Origin of the sequence: Nitrosomonas mobilis, from assembly GCF_900103035.1 — a bacterium.
Lineage (GTDB): Bacteria > Pseudomonadota > Gammaproteobacteria > Burkholderiales > Nitrosomonadaceae > Nitrosomonas > Nitrosomonas mobilis.
Genome location: NZ_FMWO01000048.1, coordinates 90,829 through 109,284, shown reverse-complemented (window position 1 = coordinate 109,284; position 18,456 = coordinate 90,829). Strand labels below are relative to the sequence as shown.

Annotated in this window: 16 protein-coding genes, 1 tRNA gene and 1 pseudogene; 8 read left to right on the top strand and 10 right to left on the bottom strand. The window is 47.7% G+C overall.

The features are described from left to right. Window positions 1-18: 18 nt before the first annotated feature. Entirely contained in the window at window positions 19-681 is a 663-nt protein-coding gene (locus NSMM_RS07185; RefSeq protein ID WP_090286063.1) for a tetratricopeptide repeat protein, read from the top strand. An 82-nt stretch (window positions 682-763) separates the two neighbouring features. Next, window positions 764-1,955: pseudogene (locus tag NSMM_RS07180) on the top strand (IS256 family transposase). Window positions 1,956-1,992: 37 nt separating this feature from the next. Here the strand turns inward: NSMM_RS07180 and NSMM_RS07175 are convergent. The 6 genes from NSMM_RS07175 to rpsU form a co-directional block, all read right to left on the bottom strand. After that, entirely contained in the window at window positions 1,993-2,436 is a 444-nt protein-coding gene (locus tag NSMM_RS07175) for a YtoQ family protein (protein WP_090286061.1), read from the bottom strand. A 328-nt stretch (window positions 2,437-2,764) separates the two neighbouring features. Continuing rightward, a tRNA-Ile gene (locus tag NSMM_RS07170) sits at window positions 2,765-2,841 on the bottom strand. A 106-nt stretch (window positions 2,842-2,947) separates the two neighbouring features. Next, entirely contained in the window at window positions 2,948-5,170 is a 2,223-nt protein-coding gene (gene rpoD, locus NSMM_RS07165; RefSeq protein ID WP_281200899.1) for an RNA polymerase sigma factor RpoD, read from the bottom strand. Between the two features lie 128 nt (window positions 5,171-5,298). Next, window positions 5,299-7,098, bottom strand: a complete 1,800-nt coding sequence (gene dnaG, locus NSMM_RS07160; RefSeq protein WP_090286059.1) for a DNA primase — start codon at window positions 7,096-7,098, stop codon at window positions 5,299-5,301. 91 nt (window positions 7,099-7,189) lie between these two features. Further along, the gene (locus NSMM_RS07155) at window positions 7,190-7,636 is read right to left on the bottom strand and encodes a GatB/YqeY domain-containing protein (RefSeq protein WP_090286057.1); all 447 of its coding nucleotides are present in this window, start codon (window positions 7,634-7,636) and stop codon (window positions 7,190-7,192) included. Between the two features lie 56 nt (window positions 7,637-7,692). Then, complete coding sequence (gene rpsU / locus NSMM_RS07150; protein WP_090286054.1) at window positions 7,693-7,905, bottom strand: 30S ribosomal protein S21; 213 nt, start codon at window positions 7,903-7,905, stop codon at window positions 7,693-7,695. A gap of 307 nt (window positions 7,906-8,212) precedes the next feature. Here rpsU and NSMM_RS07145 point away from each other — a divergent pair, with 307 nt between their 5' ends. Further along, window positions 8,213-8,863, top strand: a complete 651-nt coding sequence (locus tag NSMM_RS07145) for a DUF2459 domain-containing protein (protein WP_176753886.1) — start codon at window positions 8,213-8,215, stop codon at window positions 8,861-8,863. Here NSMM_RS07145 and NSMM_RS07140 read toward each other — a convergent pair. Both NSMM_RS07140 and NSMM_RS07135 read right to left on the bottom strand, forming a co-directional pair. Then, window positions 8,835-9,158, bottom strand: coding sequence for a DUF4389 domain-containing protein (locus NSMM_RS07140; RefSeq protein WP_090286051.1), 324 nt, complete (start codon window positions 9,156-9,158; stop codon window positions 8,835-8,837). The two genes, NSMM_RS07145 and NSMM_RS07140, sit on opposite strands and share 29 nt — an antisense overlap. Window positions 9,159-9,197: 39 nt before the next feature. After that, on the bottom strand, window positions 9,198-10,691 hold the full coding sequence (locus NSMM_RS07135) for a M17 family metallopeptidase (RefSeq protein WP_090286049.1): 1,494 nt from the start codon (window positions 10,689-10,691) through the stop codon (window positions 9,198-9,200). A gap of 107 nt (window positions 10,692-10,798) precedes the next feature. Between NSMM_RS07135 and NSMM_RS07130 the strand changes: the two genes are divergently transcribed. From NSMM_RS07130 to NSMM_RS16040, 3 genes are all read left to right on the top strand, one after another. After that, complete coding sequence (locus NSMM_RS07130; protein ID WP_090286047.1) at window positions 10,799-11,593, top strand: thymidylate synthase; 795 nt, start codon at window positions 10,799-10,801, stop codon at window positions 11,591-11,593. After that, entirely contained in the window at window positions 11,590-12,090 is a 501-nt protein-coding gene (locus tag NSMM_RS07125; RefSeq protein ID WP_090286045.1) for a dihydrofolate reductase, read from the top strand. Before NSMM_RS07130 ends, NSMM_RS07125 begins: the two co-directional genes overlap by 4 nt. Before the next feature lie 155 nt (window positions 12,091-12,245). Then, a complete protein-coding gene (locus tag NSMM_RS16040; RefSeq protein ID WP_218121036.1) occupies window positions 12,246-12,413 on the top strand; it encodes a hypothetical protein in 168 nt (55 codons plus the stop codon). 36 nt (window positions 12,414-12,449) lie between these two features. On the opposite strand, the gene NSMM_RS17035 is transcribed toward NSMM_RS16040, so the two are convergent. Continuing rightward, complete coding sequence (locus NSMM_RS17035) at window positions 12,450-12,668, bottom strand: hypothetical protein (protein WP_425412357.1); 219 nt, start codon at window positions 12,666-12,668, stop codon at window positions 12,450-12,452. Between NSMM_RS17035 and NSMM_RS07115 the strand changes: the two genes are divergently transcribed. After that, complete coding sequence (locus NSMM_RS07115) at window positions 12,640-12,846, top strand: hypothetical protein (RefSeq protein WP_090286041.1); 207 nt, start codon at window positions 12,640-12,642, stop codon at window positions 12,844-12,846. The two genes, NSMM_RS17035 and NSMM_RS07115, sit on opposite strands and share 29 nt — an antisense overlap. 61 nt (window positions 12,847-12,907) lie before the next feature. Here the strand turns inward: NSMM_RS07115 and NSMM_RS07110 are convergent, their stop codons facing one another. Next, window positions 12,908-14,470 (bottom strand): NAD(P)H-hydrate dehydratase, encoded by a 1,563-nt coding sequence (locus tag NSMM_RS07110; protein WP_090286040.1) that lies wholly within the window; start codon window positions 14,468-14,470, stop codon window positions 12,908-12,910. A gap of 58 nt (window positions 14,471-14,528) precedes the next feature. Here NSMM_RS07110 and purL point away from each other — a divergent pair, with 58 nt between their 5' ends. Further along, a complete protein-coding gene (gene purL, locus NSMM_RS07105) occupies window positions 14,529-18,449 on the top strand; it encodes a phosphoribosylformylglycinamidine synthase (RefSeq protein WP_090286038.1) in 3,921 nt (1,306 codons plus the stop codon). Window positions 18,450-18,456 lie beyond the last annotated feature (7 nt).

The following is an 18,456-nucleotide window of genomic DNA, read 5'->3' as shown; positions in this document are numbered from 1 at the left end:
AAATTATTAGGAGTCGCCATGAAAAGGTTAATCGGATACTTGCTTATACTCATTACACTAGGCGTATCGCCAGCAACTTCAACCTTGGCAATAGCTGCCCGCTCTGGGGCTCTGTATTGCGGTGAGCTTAAAGGGGGATACGGCCCGTTTGATTATATCAATCGGCATAGCTTGCAAGAGCAGCTGACTGTAGTGGAATCCTTTCACTTTACATACGACGTCGAAAATCTTATAAAGGGTCAATCAGGTAGCATTGCTGGCGATTTAAATTACACACTGCACGCTTGGCCAAACCATCATCGTGCACTGGTTTCTCTGGTGAGATTATCAATCCGGGATAAATCGACACGCTTTCATGGACTGAAATATCCGGTAGAGTGCTATTTTGACCGGGCGATACGCATGAACGCGACTGATGCTAAGGTTCGCTCAATCTACGGTGGTTATCTCTTGCAACAAGGACGGAATAAAGAAGCCATTGAACAACTCGATATCGCCGTTAATCTTGAGCCAGACAACGCAACTGCACTCTACAATCTAGGGTTATTACATTTCAAACAAAAAAATTATGAGAAAGCCAATAATTATGCACAAAGAGCATATGCGCTCGATTTTCCATTACCCGGACTTAAGAATAAATTGATAGCCGCGGGGAGATGGAAATACATGAAAAATAAATAACTTGGATAGATGTGGGGGGTGTAAATAATTTTGTGTAAATGGTCATTTAGCAGGAAACTGCTTATTTACTTTTGGAGTAAAGATGACTACACACAAATCCCTACCGACCGACTTAATTGATAGCCTGTTGGCCGATTACAAAAAGCCAGAAGATTTAATCGGTGAGAATGGTCTTCTCAAGCAACTCACCAAAGCGCTGGTTGAACGTGCCCTACAAGCAGAGATAACCGAGCATCTTGGTCACGATAAGCACGAAACTGTAACCAACCCCACTGGCAATGCCAGAAATGGTAAAAGTCATAAGACCCTGAAAGGTGAATTCGGTGAATTACCCATCGAGATCCCCCGTGACCGCGAAGGCAGTTTCGAGCCGCGAATGATTTCTAAGCATCAAACCTGCTGGGCGGGGTTTGATGACAAGATCCTCTCGCTGTATGCCCGTGGCATGACAGTGCGTGAAATCCAACAACACCTCACCGAAATGTATGGCGCGGAAGTGTCGCCTACGCTTATTTCTACGGTCACTGACGGCGTGATGGATGAAGTAAAGCAATGGCAATCTCGGCCTCTCGATTCGGTGTATCCTGTAATCTATCTCGATTGCATCCATGCCAAAGTTCGTGACGCTGGTAGCGTTCGTGCCAAAGCAATTTACCTGGCAATCAGCATTAATATGGAAGGCCATAAAGAAATCCTGGGCCTATGGATTGCTCAGACCGAGGGTGCCAAATTCTGGCTCAGCGTTGTCACTGAACTCAAGAACCGTGGCGTGCAGGATATTCTTTATCGCCTGCATTGATGGTTTAAAAGGCTTCCCTGAAGCGATTGAAACGGTCTATCCATATGCCATTGTACAACTCTGTATCGTGCACATGGTGCGTAACAGCCTCAACTACGTCGGATGGAATAAACGCAAGGAAGTAGCTGCTGATTTACGCTTGATCTACAGCGCCGCCACAATTGATGAGGCTGAGCAAGCGCTAGCAGACTTTGAAGATAAATGGAACAAGCCTTATCCACCAATTGCCCTATCTTGGCGCAATAATTGGCAGCGCATCATTTATACAACCAATACGATTGAATCAGTCAATATGAGTCTACGCAAAGTCAGCAAAATCCGGGGATCGTTTCCTAACGATGACGCCGTGATCAAATTGTTCTATTTGGCGCTCAGCAATATAGTCAAAAGATGGTCTAGGTCAATAAGAAATTGGAAACCTGCACTAAACAGGTTTACTATTCAGTTTAACGAAAGAACACCCAGGCAATATTAACCACCATTTACACAAAATCTAGGACACCCTCCAGGCCTTATGCTTTGGTCATTACATATTTTAGTATTTCTACAACTTGCTCTGGCGTCTTGGCCCATGCCATTGCCGCAGCATCAAGTTCCTTGAGGGGATGTATAATTTCCTCGTCATGAAGGGTAATGTAGGGTGTGCCCAATGCAGCACAAAAGCCAGCATCAAAAGCTGCATTCCACTGTTTATACTTGTCGCCGAAACGCACTACAGCGACATCGCAGTTTTCAATCAATGTTTTGGTTCTGATCGCATTAACTTTCGCTGATTTGTGATCGCGCCAATACTTGCTATCTTCTTTACCCAGCAAGTCACCTGCGGCATCGCTCGCTTCATGATCTGTGACAGCAGAGGTGAATACAACAGGCAGATTGTTCGCTTCACAACCCTCTTTTAACCGCTGTCTCCAGTCAGTATGTATTTCACCAGAGAGATATACATTCCAGTCCATGTTTTTCCTATGCGGATTGTTTAATTCAAATTATTTATTGTTCAGTCGACGTTCAAACCAGCCAAAGGAGATTTATTGAAGACAAGTATTGTCTGGACGGACTTCAAATGAAAAAGGCCTGCATCGCCACACGTCGTTAATTAACTTGGGACCAATGACAAACAGATTAACAGCAGGACTATCAACCAACACCACTGTCTGGTCAATTAATTTCTCTCCTAATACCTATTTCTACACCGGGAGAGATTTTACTCTCCAAACCGACCAGAAATGGACCAGAGAGGAAATTTAAGGACTCAGTATATTGCACCCAAGTCCTTGAATAATTTGGTGGGTCTGGCTGGACTCGAACCAGCGACCAAGGGATTATGAGTCCCCTGCTCTAACCAACTGAGCTACAGACCCTGTTAGACGTAAGTTGCTTCAAACTATGTTTTAGCGACACTAGAAATTGCAGCTTATTATATCACTGCAATTTCTAGCACCGCCCATTATCAACCTGCAGAGGAAATTAGTTGTTATTATTGTCAAGGAAGCTACGCAGACGATCCGATCTTGCTGGATGCCTTAATTTACGAAGTGCTTTAGCTTCGATCTGACGGATGCGTTCGCGTGTAACATCAAACTGCCTGCCAACTTCTTCCAGAGTATGGTCAGTATTCATTTCTATCCCAAAACGCATGCGTAGTACCTTGGCCTCTCTTGGTGTCAGAGAATCCAGCACATCCTTGGTAACATTTCTCAGACCTGTATAAACTGCTGCATCTCCGGGTTCCATCGTGGCGGCATCTTCAATGAAGTCACCCAGATGAGAATCTTCATCATCGCCAATAGGCGTCTCCATCGATATAGGTTCTTTCGAAATCTTGAGAATTTTACGTATCTTGTCTTCCGGCATTTCCATTTTCTCAGCCAATAGGGCCGGATCTGGCTCCTGCCCCGTTTCCTGAAGTATTTGCCGAGAAATACGATTCATCTTATTAATAGTTTCAATCATATGCACAGGAATGCGAATAGTACGTGCCTGATCAGCAATTGAACGCGTGATTGCTTGTCTTATCCACCAGGTTGCATAGGTGGAAAATTTGTAGCCTCTACGATATTCAAATTTATCGACAGCTTTCATCAATCCGATGTTGCCCTCTTGAATAAGATCCAGGAATTGTAGGCCGCGATTAGTGTATTTCTTAGCAATCGAAATAACCAACCTTAAATTGGCTTCCGTCATTTCCCGTTTAGCGCGTCGCGCTTTGGCCTCACCGGTGGTCATCCGGCGATTGATTTCTTTCAACTCCTTGATAGGAATAAATGCTTGCTTCTGAATATTCAGCATGTTCTGCTGTTGTTCTATGATGGTTGGGCGGTAGTGTTCTAAAGACTGACTATAGGGTTTATTTGAACTGATCTCTGCGTCGATCCAACCTATATTAGTTTCGTTGCCCACAAAAGTCTTGATAAAGTAAGAACGCGGCATTCCGGTGCGTGTCACACATAGATCCTGAATTTTTCGCTCACAATTGCGAATATCATTGACAATATTTCGTTGAGTGTCACACAGTTTTTCGACCATTTTCGCTGAAAAACGCATTCCCATCAATTCGCTGGAAATTCTCTCCTGGAGTAACTCATATTCTTTGTCCTTGCAATTACCTTTTTTGGCGATGATTTTTTTCATATCATCATAAGCTTTGCGTATAACAGCAAAACACTCCAGAACTTCATTTCTCAGTTTAAGCAAATTAGCATTTTCTGCCTTTATTTGTTTCTCTTCATCATCTTCATCATCATCTTCATCATCAAAACCTTGATTCAGTGATTCGGTTGATATATCTTTGGCCAGAAGATCTTCGTCTCTATCGTCAAGGAAACCATCAACCAGTTCATCCACGCGCAAGCGACCTTCTTCTACATCAGTTGCCAGCATCAATATCTTTTCAATGATAGCCGGGCAAGCCGAAATCGCCTGGATCATGTGCCGCAACCCGTCTTCGATGCGCTTAGCAATTTCGATTTCACTTTCTCGCGTCAATAATTCAACAGAGCCCATTTCCCGCATATACATACGCACCGGATCTGTTGTTCGCCCAAACTCGGAATCGACACTGGAAAGCGCGGCCTCTGCTTCTTCGACCACATCATCATCGGTAACGGTGGTGCTGGCATCTGACATAAGCAACGCTTCAGCATCAGGTGCCTCATCGTGGACGGTAATGCCCATATCATTGATCATGCTAATAATACTTTCAATCTGATCTGCGTCGAGCATATCATCCGGCAGATGATCATTGATTTCGGCATAAGTCAAATAACCCCGCTCCTTGCCTTGCACAATCAGCTTTTTCAACCGCATCCTTCGTACTTCGACATTCTCATCTTCTGATGTGAGCAGTACGTCACTTGCAAACTCAACTGGGTTCTTGTTCAAGATGGTATTCTTACTTTTTTTCTGAATTTTGATTTTTTCTGAAGAAGTGGGTTTTTTAAGTAAGTCAGCTTGACGAGTAGATTTATTCATTTGCTGCCTATCATCTATTTCTGGAGCCATGGTATTATTGTTGTCAGCTGTTATCTTCTTTTCGGAATACCGAGTTCCGCCAGATAACTCGGTTTTATTTGCTTTAGGCTCCCTTTTCAGAAGTTTGTCCCCGCCTTTAGAATCGATTTTCGGCGCCATTACAGATTCTTTGCTGGTGGTATTTTTTTTAACAGAGGCTGGTGTTTTTGGCTTTGTCATTTTTGACGGATCCTATGAAAAATATGACTCATAAAGCGAATACAAAAGCTTTTCATTATAACCAAATTTTCTTCTTTATGCCTAATTGCCAAAACTATATGGCATCATTGCGCGGCCAGTTTATCCGTTCAGGAGATAGCTAACCGTTGCAACTCCTGTTTTTCCTGAGGCGTAAGCAGATTGAGCGGTTTTGCGTGTAATTCTGTCATCCTAAGCTTACGCTGTATTTCACGTAATTTTGTCAATCCACCGACAAATTCAGCTTCGATATCCCAGTCGGCTTCCATGATGGGCGTATCCTGAACAATATTTCGCAATAATGCTCGATAAGGAGTTTGATCGAAATGCAATACGACTGCCTCTTTGGTGAACATATTTTTTATGACATCCCATTCATTTAAAAAATCCGCCAAGGCAATTAAAAGTCTCATTTCCTCACTTTTGGAATTGCCCATATCAAGCAGCTCTCGGTCTAGTCTTTTAACATACCCCGGATTATGCAGCAAAATTTGTATCAGGCGACGGCAAGGCGTAACAGATAAAGGGCGAGTCAGGTGGGAAGGTCGACCGAGAATATTTTTTTTCTGACCGAATTTCAGAAACCCAGGCGGATAATTTTGATCTATGCGAGCCAGTTCCGCTAATCGTTTTTTAATCATAAAAGCAAGAATAGGTGCATTGGCGTTAATTTGTGACAACAACGGCTCAGCATCTTTAATCAACCGGGTACAGCCCTCATCCGTTTCCAGATTTATCTTCCGAGATAATTCATTGCATAAAAAAAGTGATAGGGGCGTGGCTTGCTCAAGTAAATTCTCGAATTTTTTTTGACCATGCTGACGAATATAGCTATCTGGATCCTCTCCATCCGGGAGAAACAGAAATTTGATATTTTTTCCATCCTTGAGCTGCGGCAAACTGGTTTCCAGCGCGCGCCAGGCGGCTTTAGAGCCGGCTTTATCTCCATCAAAGCAGAAAATGACTTCATCCGTATAACGCAATAATTTCTGAATATGCAAGCTCGTCGTAGCAGTGCCAAGCGTTGCTACGGCATATGCTATTCCACATTGTGCGAGCATGATCACATCCAGATAACCTTCAACAACGAGAATGCGACCTGCCTTACGAGCGGCCAGACTGGCTGATGGCAGGTTATAAAGCTCTCGACTCTTGATAAAAAGAGGAGTTTCTGGTGAATTGAGGTATTTGGGTTCACCATTATCCAGAACGCGCCCACCGAACCCCACGACTTTTCTTTTATGGTTAAGAATGGGGAACATGATTCTGTCACGAAAACGATCGTATATTTTTTTCCCTTCCTGAGCAATGACTAATCCGGCTTCGGCTAGCGGATGTCCAAGGCTGTCTGAGTGATAATCTGTAAAAACTGCGGCTAAATTCTGCCAACCATCAGGAGCATATCCAATACCAAATTGCTTTGCAGTTTGACCGGTAATGCCGCGCTTCTGTAAATAGGCGATGGCTTTTGGGGATTGCTTAAGTTGTACACGATAGTATTTTGCAGCGACATCTATACAGGCGTACAAGTTTACAGACGACAAAACCGTATCATTTTGGGTCTCTGGGCTGCTTGCAGTTGCTTGATTACCATGAAATTGAGCAGTTTTTTGAATTTCATGGGGAGGAAGTGACAACCCCGCATCAGCCGCTATGGTCTCAACCGCCTCGATAAAACTCAAGCCGCTGTATTCTCTCAGAAAGTCAATGGCATTCCCGTGCTTGCCGCACCCAAAACAATGATAAAATTGCTTGGATTGGCTGACGGAAAATGATGGTGTTTTTTCATCATGAAACGGGCAGCAGGCAGTAAAATTCACCCCTTTCTTCTTCAGCGGAAGATGGCGCGTGATGACATCAACGATATCAACCCTGTTCAGCAACTCCTGAATAAACGATTGCGCAACCATTCATTGGATACCATAAGTACCTGGTGCATCCCAAGTATAGTAACAGGATGCGGCTGTTGTCGAATCTGCCTACAATAGCTGATGAAGCTGCTCAGTTTGCTACCAGCGACTTCACAAGAGCCGACACCTTGGCCATATCCGCCCGTCCGGCTAACTTAGGCTTGAGAAATGCCATCACTTTTCCCATTTTTCCGGGCGAAGTGTCTTCAATAGCAGCAATGGCGTCTTTAATAATCGCTTCAAGCTCGTTCTCGCTCAATGCTTGAGGCATATATTGCTGCAATACTGTGATCTCCGCTTCCTCAATCGCCACCAGCTCGTTACGGCCTGCGGTCACGTAATGTTTGATAGACTCCAAGCGCTGCTTGAGCATCTTCTCTAAGACTGCAATTACTGCCACATCATCAAGCTCAATGCGCTCGTCGACCTCGCGTTGTTTCAATGCGGCCTGTAATAAACGTAGCGTATCACGGCGCTGTTTATCGCCTGCACGCATCGCGGCTTTCATATCGTCAGCAATTTGTTGTTTTAAACTCATGACGGAAATAGAATGAGTGCATCAGTTTACGATATAGATGCAAATGCAGCATAAAATCAATATAATTTTTCTGGGAGCATCTGGCTTCGCAGTCGTTTGTAGGTTCTTTTAACTGCTGCTGCATGTTTGCGCTTACGTACTGCTGTTGGTTTCTCATAAAACTCGCGCGCGCGCAAATCAGTAAGTAATCCGGTTTTTTCAATCGTACGCTTAAAACGTCGCATGGCGACTTCAAATGGTTCGTTTTCCTTAAGTTTAACAGTTGTCATAAAGTAATGTTTCCTTCCGGTCTCCTTCCTGTAAATTGGCTAATTCCAGTTATTATCATTGCCAAGCCATCGTCTATTGGCCAAAGCTTTGAAAGCTGGCTAATATACCATCAATCTAACATTATGCGAAGCATGGCGATCAATGAAGAAGCGGAGCTACAGACCATTGTGAAATAGTGGTCTGCCTCTATTTTCCTTCGATTTGAATAATCTGCTTCTTGGTAAAAGAGAGTGTCGGCCTAAGTTATCACTCCCAATGATGATATTTTATAGATGCGTCTTTCGAATCTCATGCCGAATTATCAGCTTGTTAGTATCCTGTTTTCTTTGCAGCGGCTGCGTTTCTTTTTCAGCTCTCGCACTGGACGATGCTGACTTCGGGAAACGAACGATTTATATTGTTAACCACGGCTTGCATACCGGTATCGTGATTGATGCCGATTCGGCCACGGAAATTTTGCCACGACTACAGCTTGCAATAGAAGACATCCAATTCATAGAATTTGGCTGGGGTGATCGGAATTTTTATCAGGCAAATTCGTTTTCGGTATTTTTGGCAATCAAAGCATTATTCCTTCCAACCAAATCAGTCATGCATGTCGCCAGTATTCCTCGTCATCCAATGTCTTATTTTCGGTCTGACAGCGTTGAAAGCGTACCAATCTCTTTAAGCCATTTACGGTTAATACTGGGATTTATTAGCCGCACTTTTACCCGGGACAGGCAAGGAGATATCATCCAATTAGGCCAGGGTTTATATGCCGATAGTGCTTTTTACGCGGCTTTCGGTAACTATCATCTGCTCAAAAACTGCAACACCTGGGTAATTGAGGCATTTGCTGAAGCAGGATTTCCGAAACCAGTCTTGCCGGCTTTAACGGCCAGCAGCGTCATGCGGCAAGTCAGAATATACAAACATATTCAGCCTATTAAGGTGCCGACTGATCGTTCTGATTGAGGTTTTCCTGTGGCTCTAGCAGATCACCTGGCCAGGTCGAGAATGGGAAAGGTCTCAGTTCGCTATTGAACGTCAGAAAACAAATGATCTGATATTCATATACTGCCAACTGACGGCCTAGCCAGAGCAGATGTTTATTCGTCTGACCTGTGACAGCAACAGCACCGAACTGAAATAAAGATACCGCGACAACCAGAAACTTCACTACCCCCTGTATAAAAAAGAAGAGCAGCATAAATAGTGCACGTTTCCAAGTTTCGGTTGCCTGTAGTCTTTGCTTGATTTCCTCTTTCATCACGGTTTCCTTGTAAAAATAATTTCCTGATGAGAGTTACTAAAGCGTGTTGCCAGATTGTTTGTCCAGAATGGACAGTATCTCCCTAAGGAAATGTAGTGACCAGATAACGCCAAAACCGGTCACATCGGTGCTGACTGCGCCGAGTCCATCCTTATGATTACAAGCGGATAGGTCCAGGTGTATCCAAGGTATATCCTCAACAAAATGACGCAGAAAACAGGCTGCGAGGATATGATCATAGTCACCTTCTATCATGCACTGCTTGATGTCGGCGATTTTACTCTCAAGATCAGTTTCATAGTCTTTATCGATTGGAAAAACACAAACCCGCTCTCCGCTGGCTTGACCAACTATTACCGCATTTTGTGCTAAGTAATCACGATTGGTAAAAATGCCACTGTAACGTGAACCCAGGGCGGTGATCAGACTACCAGTCAGCGTCGCGTAGTCGATAATCAGGTCGGGTTTTTCCTTCGCAGCCAGTGCCAGCGTATCCGCTAGAATCAATCGCCCTTCTGCATCGGTATGCATAATTTCAATGGTCGTACCATTCAAGGCGGTAATTACATCATTCTGCTTGAATGCCTGCGGGCTAATATGATTCTGGGCAATGGCAAGCCAGCAATCGATATTAATCGGCAGATCAGAGCGAGTTGCCGCCAGCAATACACCCAACGCCACTGCAGAACCGTTCATATCTTCATGCATGCCATACATGTATTTAGCTGGTTTAAGATTATGTCCGCCGGTATCAAAACAAATACCCTTGCCAACCAACGCTATGGTTTTTTCAGATCGTTCTTTGTCGATTCTTCTGCGTAAATGAACAATCGCCGCATCCTGCACATGGCTGCCTTGTGCGACTGCTATAAAAGCTCCTGCTCCTAGCTGACGTAGTTGATCAAGCGTATATTCCTCATATTGCCAGCTCTCACTGGCAGCAAGTTTTTTAATTTGTTCGCGATAGGCGCCCGGTGTCAGTTCGTTGGGCGGCAATACCGTCAATCCCCTTGCCAAAAAATTTCCTTCCGCCTGTGCCCGCTGAATAAAAAATGCATCCGCATCTGCAAACCCATAGAGATGCATGTGTTCAAGGGGTTTTTTCTCTGGCTTACGCTTACGCACGGGTAAATCTGCGCCATTAATCCAACCAATTGACACCGCCAACTCTGCCAACTGTCGTTTTTGGGAGGCCAGCCCATAAACGGCGATGTGGATCTCGGACGGATTTTCATCGAGCAATAATTGCCAAGCATGACGCATGATGGTTTGCTGCTCGAAGACAGATTGATTCGGGTCAATCATTACCCAGGTACATAACGCTCCATTTGTCAAATTGGCTGATACTGCTTTCTCACTGATACTACTCAGTGGTTTGTGGCGACGCGCCAGTAAATCATGCAGGATTGGTTCACCGGGGAGTTGGTATTTCTTCTGAATCTTGTCAGATTTTGGCAGCACGACCAGTAAATGTGTCAGTTTAACGGTGTCGTCGATAGTTTCATCGTGTTGTATCAGTGTTGCAAGCATGCATTTTCCAATGGATAGTACTTATCCGAAAAGAGTTGAGTTGATTAGGGAATGAGATAAATCAAATCTTGTATTATAGTCATCTCTCCTAAGGGTCAGGATTAATCATGCTTCAATATCAGGATTTGATGCGCCACGTACTAACGAATGGTCGCAAAAAAGATGACCGAACTGGAACCGGCACTTTGTCAGTCTTTGGCTATCAGATGCGTTTTGATCTGGCAGTGGGGTTTCCGCTTGTCACCACCAAGAAATGCCATGTGCGATCGATCATTCATGAGTTGCTTTGGTTCCTGCGCGGTGAAACCAATATTCGCTATCTCAAGCAGAATGGTGTCTCCATTTGGGATGAATGGGCAGATGAAAGCGGCGAACTGGGGCCGGTTTATGGTCATCAGTGGCGTTCATGGACCACTTCCAATGGCGCATCTATAGATCAGATTTCACAAGTCATCGAACAGATAAAGAAAAACCCGAATTCTCGCCGTCTGCTGGTTTGTACGTGGAATGTCGGTGATCTGGATAAAATGCGGCTGGCTCCCTGCCATGTTTTATTCCAGTTTTATGTGGTGGATGGTAAGCTCTCCTGCCAGCTTTATCAACGCAGCGCAGATATATTTCTCGGCATACCGTTCAATATCGCCTCCTACTCACTACTCACCATGATGGTCGCGCAATGCTGTGGGTTGCGGCTTGGCGAATTCATCCATACCTTTGGCGATGCCCATTTATACCTGAACCATCTCGACCAGGCACACGAACAGCTTCGTCGTAAACCGAAGACATTACCTGTCATGGCACTTAATCCGGATATAAGTAATGTCTTTGATTTCAGATTCGATGACTTCACACTGCACCATTATGATCCCCATCCTGCCATTCCGGCACCGGTTGCCGTATGATATCCCCTCACCTGGCAATTCTGGCTGCCGTTGCAGCTAACCGGGTAATCGGCATCAACAACACCCTGCCTTGGCATTTGCCAGAAGACCTAAAACATTTCAAGTCCCTAACCCTCGGACATATTGTAGTGATGGGGCGCCGTACATTTGAATCGATTGGCCGACCATTGCCAGGTCGCACCAATGTCGTGCTTACCCGCCAGCCAGATTTAATACTACCCGGCGTTGTCATAGCCGGATCGATTCATGATGTGCTCGACCAGTTCGCAAATGACCCACGCTCCCTTTTCGTTATTGGTGGTGCACAGGTCTATCAAGAAAGTTTGCCGTTATGTCAGCGGCTCTATCTGACTGAAATCCAACAGTCGTTTACGGGTGATACTTTCTTTCCGATATTCAATTGCGATGAATGGCATGAGCTCTCCCGTGAGATTCACCACGACAGCTCAGATGCCGCGCCAGAATTCCATTTCGTAGTACTAGAGCGGAATCGCTAAATATTATCTAATGCCTGCCAGAAAACCCTCCAGCGGAACAACGGTTAGCACCCGATCGATAGTGTTGAAGATCCCGAAGGATCAATCCAGATTGACGCTATCAAGCGATTTTGATCACTTTCTAAGAATAATCACCCCGAACTTCGTATAAAATTTTGAGAACGGTATTCTCAAAAACAAACTTCATTCGAGTAAAGGTGGGTACCTTTGTGGTTGAAACCAATGCGCAATTTCCAAGCGATATTGACCTGTTGTGGGATGCCATGCGCAAAGCGATTATTTTGACCGAGCAATGGTACGAAAACCGGCAATTGAGCCACTGACAGCAATATTGCTACAACCCGCGTCAACTGAAACGACTACTGCGTGAAATGCAAAACAGAAAACGGTGCAAGACGCCGAAGAACCAGGTACCAACTATTCAAGCGCATCGAGCCTATATCGAACAGACACAACGGCATCTGGGCAAGATTCAGGCCACCTTGCCCGGACTGATCGCCACCCCCCACTGAGCGACTTCTGAAGCTGAAATCGAAGGTTATTGCCGGCATGCTGCCCGCCAAACTCGACCAGATCACGCTACTCCAAAAAAGTAAACTATCCCAGGAGCATCAAGCCGTGGAGCACGCTGAAGCTTTTACCCAAACTCGTCGCGCACACTCGACAGTAGAATCGGCCATTAACGCTCTGGAAATGCCAGTCTCGGCAAATGTCTGGATCATGGCATCGATGGCTTCAAGCGTTACGTTGCTCTAGCGATTGTCACCCGCAAGGTTCGCGGTCTTTTCGAGCCTGTCTGACTCATAGCTCGTCTTTCTCAGCGCTCTTCCTGATTGTTGATCTTTATGCTTCCCTGACTGCCGTCATATATCCAGTAATTCAACAAACTTCGCGCAGACGGAATGATTTCGGATGCAGTCATGCCGAGTGGCCCGCCCATCTGATCGAGCAGTCTGTCTGCTGCAGCACCATGCAGATAAACCGACAATAGCAATGCTTTTTCTACCGTGAGCTTCTGCGCCAGTAAAGCACCGAGAAAACCGGACAGCACATCACCTGTACCAGCGGTGCTCAGACCGGGGTTGCCGGTTGGACTGAAGTAGTGGCTGCCATCCGGATAAGCGCAGATGCTGCCAGCACCTTTCAGGACCAGCGGACAATTGAATTTTTTAGCAAGCTCACACGCGGCTCTCGGCCGGTTTTGCTGTATGTCATCCTTTGTCACATGTAGCAAGCGTGCCGCTTCTGCAGGATGGGGTGTCAGTACACCGGGAGCCTGACGGCGCTTTAAGGCTTTGTTTAATTCTTCATGGCGGGCAATCAGGTTGAGCGCATCGGCATCAAGCACCAGCGGCAGATCGCTGTGCAGTGCTTGTTGCAGGAAGTCGCAGGCTGCAATTTCGTTCCCCAGGCCTGGGCCAATTACCAGACAATCAAGCAGCTCCACCTGTCTTAACAATTCGCGGGGGCTACGCAGCATCAGTTCCGGCTGGCCATAATCGATCACTGGCACATGATCGGCATCCGCGAGCAATCCAAGATACACGCGCCCTGCCCCGAGATTGAGTGCAGCACGACCAGCAAGCACGGCCGCGCCAACTATGCCGGTTGCCCCTCCCAGAATGCCGATGCTGCCAAACGTTCCCTTGTGACTGTTGGCAAGCCGTGGAGTGGGCAGACAGGTTTTAATATGCTGGTGATCCAGTAACCAGGATTGTGCCGTTATCAATGTATCAGACTGCAATCCTAGATTACAGACCAAAATTTCTCCGCAGTAATTACGGCCGTCGTTTGTCAACAAACCCGGTTTGAGGGCGATGAAGGTAGCTGTGAAGGCTGCATGAATGCAGATATCCTGTACCTCACCTGTATCACTCGTCAGTCCGGAAGGAATGTCCAGCGCCAGAACCGGCACGTTCAAGCTATTCACGTAGCGGATGACTTCACGATACCGCTCCGGTAACAGGCGAGCGGTATCGAGACCAATGCCAAACAGGCCGTCAATGACTGCATCCCATTGCTGGGCAGCATGCTTGTCCGTCGGAAAGACTGTTTCGAAAGTGCCGCCTGCCTCATGCCATCGCTGCATGGCGCATCGTGCATCCTGTGGCAGTTTTTCGGCTTCCCCGGTGAATGCCAGCGTCACTTTCATCCCCCAGGCTTTTAAATGTCGTGCCACAACAAAAGCATCGCCGCCATTGTTACCTGGTCCGGCCAGCACCAGTACCCGATCTTTATCCTGAGCAAGCAATCGGTCCCGGGCAATGCCAGCCGCAGCCAGTCCGGCTATTTCCATCAAGGCCGGCGGATTAGGCGCATGCAAAACCCGGAATTCAATTTCGCGTATCTGCGCAGTCGTATAAACGGGGCGGGTATTCATCAGTTGAAAGGTCTACTCGTGTAAAATCGTACTTTTTTCTTCGGCAGTCAAATTCTCCATGATGCAATTTCGTGGGCGCACCGCGCTATCGGCTTTTCGTTCCCAAAAACTGCTGGAAAATATCCAGACAATCGTACCGCAAATTCGCGCCATTGCCGCGCAATACTGGTATTTCTGCCAGGTACAACAAGAATTAACCAGTAGCGAGCTTGTCCATTTAGCGCAACTGCTAGAAGCGGTTCATTCACCTGCCCCATTAGCGCAAGACGACAGTTGGTGTCTGGTCGTGCCGCGCACGGGTACAATATCACCGTGGTCATCTCGCGCAACTGATATCGCGCATCATTGTAACCTGGCGGCCATCACGCGCCTGGAACGCGGCATCGTTTTTCATCTACAGTTATCATCAACGCTATCTGCGAGTGATCGCCAGCAGGTGGAGGCCTGCCTGCATGACCGCATGACCGAATCGGTATTGCGCGCGTTTGCCGACATTCCCAAGCTGTTCCAGCACGACACTCCCGACGCACTCAATCATATCCTCATTCTGGATCAAGGCGCCTCGGCGCTGATTGACGCCAATAAAAAAATGGGGCTTGCACTGTCCGATGATGAGATCGCCTATCTGTTCGACTATTTTACCCAGATACAGCGCAACCCGACCGATGTCGAGCTGATGATGTTCGCCCAGGCCAATTCCGAACACTGCCGACACAAGATTTTCAATGCGGAATGGATTATCGATGGCAAGCCGCAGCCCCATTCCCTTTTTGCGATGATCCGGCATACCCATGCCTCCCATCCCGCTCGTACTATTCTGGCTTACGAAGATAACGCGGCGATTCTGGAAGGAGAAGAAATCAAGCGGTTTTATCCTCGCCAGGATAGTGTCTATGGTTATGCAACCGAGTTGACGCACTGGCTGATTAAAGTGGAAACACACAATCATCCGACCGCAATCTCGCCCTACCCCGGTGCGGCAACCGGTGTCGGTGGTGAAATACGCGATGAAGGCGCAACCGGTCGTGGCGCCAAGCCCAAGGCAGGGTTGAGCGGATTTTGCGTATCAAATCTGCGCATCCCGGATGCCCTGCAACCTTGGGAATTTACCCAGAGAACTAATGAACAACCTTATGGCAGACCAGCGCACATTGCGTCTGCGCTGGAAATTATGCTTACCGGACCAATCGGTGGCGCCACTTTCAATAACGAATTTGGCCGCCCCAATCTCACCGGTTTTTTTCGCACTTTTGAAATGGTGGTAGCCGACGAAGTGCGCGGTTATCACAAACCGATCATGCTTGCCGGCGGAATCGGACAGATTTCGGCGTTACATGCCCAGAAACAACGTTTCAATGAAGGCGTGTTGTTGATACAGCTCGGCGGACCGGGCATGGCAATCGGCCTTGGCGGCGGCGCCGCATCCAGCATGGATGCCGGCAGCAACGAGACCAGCCTCGATTTTGACTCGGTGCAGCGCGGTAATGCCGAAATGCAGCGCCGCGCGCAAGAAGTGATCGATCGTTGCTGGCAGCTGGAGGGTAGCGGTCAGCCCAATCCCATTCTGTCGATTCACGATGTGGGAGCGGGGGGATTATCCAATGCCCTGCCGGAACTAGTGCATGGTGCAGAATGTGGTGGGCAGTTCGATCTGCACGCCATTCCTTCCGATGAGCCGGGAATGTCCCCCTTACAAATATGGTGCAACGAAGCACAGGAACGCTATGTAATTGCTATTCATCCGGAATCCCTGCCCCTGTTTGACGCAATTTGCGCACGTGAACGCTGCCCGTATGCCGTAGTTGGCAAAGCACTGGCACAACCGCATCTGATGGTCACCGATTCACAAACTTCTGTTGTCGCGGCAGACATTCCTTTATCCACCTTGCTGGGCAAGCCGCCCAAAATGGTGCGTGATGTTCAACACATACCACCCCGGTTAATGGCCGCCCATTACATCGGCATCACTCTCGGGAATGCGGTGGAACGTGTGTTGCGGTTGCCAGCAGTTGCTGACAAAACTTTCCTGATCACGATTGGCGACCGCACGGTTGGCGGATTGACGGCACGCGACCAGATGGTTGGGCCATGGCAAATACCCGTTGCGGATGTTGCCGTGACTGCCGCAGGTTTTCAGACCTATCGTGGCGAAGCCTTTGCTACCGGTGAACGTGCGCCGCTCGCGCTGATCGACGCGGCTGCCTCAGCGCGCATGGCAATCGGAGAGGTCATAACCAACCTGGCCGCGGCTGCGATTGACGAGCTGGAGCATGTCCGTTTTTCCGCCAACTGGATGGCGGCGGCAGGCCACCCCGGTGAAGATGCAAAACTGTTTGACGCAGTTTACGCTGCGGCAATGGAATTGTGTCCGCAACTCGGAATCAGTATTCCGGTTGGTAAGGATTCCCTGTCGATGAAATCGGCATGGCGTGACCCGGATGGAGCTGATAAGGCGGTCATTGCTCCGTTGTCACTTGTGATTTCGGCTTTTGCCAATACGGGTGACATACGTAAAACCCTGACACCGCAATTGCGCACGGATAAAGGTGTGACCGAACTGATCCTGATTGATCTGGGCAACCAGAAAAACCGCTTGGGAGGTAGCGCTCTGCTACAGGTCTACAACCAAACAGGCAATGAAACACCTGATCTTGATCATCCCAGCCTGCTCAAATCATTTTTTGATGCCGTCCAGACGCTGAATGCTCGCGGACTGTTACTCGCCTATCATGACCGGTCTGATGGCGGCCTGTTCGTCACCCTGTGCGAGATGGCATTTGCCGGGCATTGCGGAATCACGGTATCCTTGGACACTCTAATAGATACCGCCAGCGAAGAAGCAGTCCTGGCAACACTATTCAGTGAGGAACTGGGAGCAGTCATCCAGATCGAAGCCGGACATCATCGTACTGTCATGACTTTGCTGGCAAGCCTCGGCCTAGGACATCTCAGCCATGTGGTGGCCAGCCCAAACACACAGAATGAAATTACCCTCCTACATGGTGACAAACAGCTCTTTCAGCAGAATTGGATCACGCTGCAGCGCGCCTGGTCGGAAACAACGTATCAGATGCAGAAACTGCGTGATCACCCTTTGTGCGCACAGCAGGCGTTTGACCGTATTCTGGATGCCAACGATCCCGGACTGCATGCCCATTTGACATTCACCCCCGAGCAAGACAACGAGTTTGCAGTGAATGTACTGACAACGCGCCCAGCGGTCGCCATCCTGCGTGAGCAGGGTGTGAACGGCTATGTGGAAATGGCGGCTGCCTTTGATCAGGCAGGATTTCGCGCGGTTGACGTGCATATGAGTGACATTCTCGCAGGACACATTTCCCTGCAGGATTTCAAAGGGATAGTGGCCTGCGGCGGTTTTTCCTACGGAGATGTGCTGGGTGCCGGCAGGGGGTGGGCGCACTCGATTCTGTTCAATGCGCGTGCGCGTGATGAGTTTGCTGGCTTTTTTTCCAGACCGGATACGTTCGCGTTAGGGATATGCAATGGCTGCCAGATGATGAGCCATTTGCGCGCCATCATTCCTGGAACGGAACACTGGCCGGTTTTCCTGCGCAACCAGTCGGAACAATTCGAGGCGCGCTCAGTCATGGTTGCCATCCAGCCGAGTCCATCCCTGTTTTTTACCGGCATGACAGGCAGCCGCCTGCCAATTAGCATCGCCCACGGTGAAGGGCGTGCAGTTTTTGAGAATTCCGCGCAGCAGCGTAAGGCGGGAAGCTACATTACCCTGAAATTTGTCGATCATCATGGAACTCAAACCGATATTTACCCACTTAATCCTAGCGGTTCACCATTGGGTATCACCGGCGTGACATCAACCGATGGACGCTTTACCATCCTGATGCCGCACCCGGAACGGGTATTTCGTACAGTCCAGCATTCATGGCACCCGGAAGACTGGCCCGAATACTCACCGTGGATGTCCATGTTCGTCAATGCACGCAAATGGATTAATTAATCGCTTT

Excerpts from the sequence above, each read along its gene's own strand:
- NSMM_RS07185 (WP_090286063.1), top strand. The coding sequence starts at position 19 with ATGAAAAGGTTAATCGGATACTTGCTTATACTCATTACACTAGGCGTA.
- NSMM_RS07175 (WP_090286061.1), bottom strand. The coding sequence starts at position 2,436 with ATGGACTGGAATGTATATCTCTCTGGTGAAATACATACTGACTGGAGA.
- rpoD (WP_281200899.1), bottom strand. The coding sequence starts at position 5,170 with ATGACAAAGCCAAAAACACCAGCCTCTGTTAAAAAAAATACCACCAGC.
- dnaG (WP_090286059.1), bottom strand. The coding sequence starts at position 7,098 with ATGGTTGCGCAATCGTTTATTCAGGAGTTGCTGAACAGGGTTGATATC.
- NSMM_RS07155 (WP_090286057.1), bottom strand. The coding sequence starts at position 7,636 with ATGAGTTTAAAACAACAAATTGCTGACGATATGAAAGCCGCGATGCGT.
- rpsU (WP_090286054.1), bottom strand. The coding sequence starts at position 7,905 with ATGACAACTGTTAAACTTAAGGAAAACGAACCATTTGAAGTCGCCATG.
- NSMM_RS07140 (WP_090286051.1), bottom strand. The coding sequence starts at position 9,158 with ATGAAAGAGGAAATCAAGCAAAGACTACAGGCAACCGAAACTTGGAAA.
- NSMM_RS07135 (WP_090286049.1), bottom strand. The coding sequence starts at position 10,691 with ATGCTTGCAACACTGATACAACACGATGAAACTATCGACGACACCGTT.
- NSMM_RS07130 (WP_090286047.1), top strand. The coding sequence starts at position 10,799 with ATGCTTCAATATCAGGATTTGATGCGCCACGTACTAACGAATGGTCGC.
- NSMM_RS07125 (WP_090286045.1), top strand. The coding sequence starts at position 11,590 with ATGATATCCCCTCACCTGGCAATTCTGGCTGCCGTTGCAGCTAACCGG.
- NSMM_RS07115 (WP_090286041.1), top strand. The coding sequence starts at position 12,640 with ATGCTGCCCGCCAAACTCGACCAGATCACGCTACTCCAAAAAAGTAAA.
- NSMM_RS07110 (WP_090286040.1), bottom strand. The coding sequence starts at position 14,470 with ATGAATACCCGCCCCGTTTATACGACTGCGCAGATACGCGAAATTGAA.
- purL (WP_090286038.1), top strand. The coding sequence starts at position 14,529 with ATGATGCAATTTCGTGGGCGCACCGCGCTATCGGCTTTTCGTTCCCAA.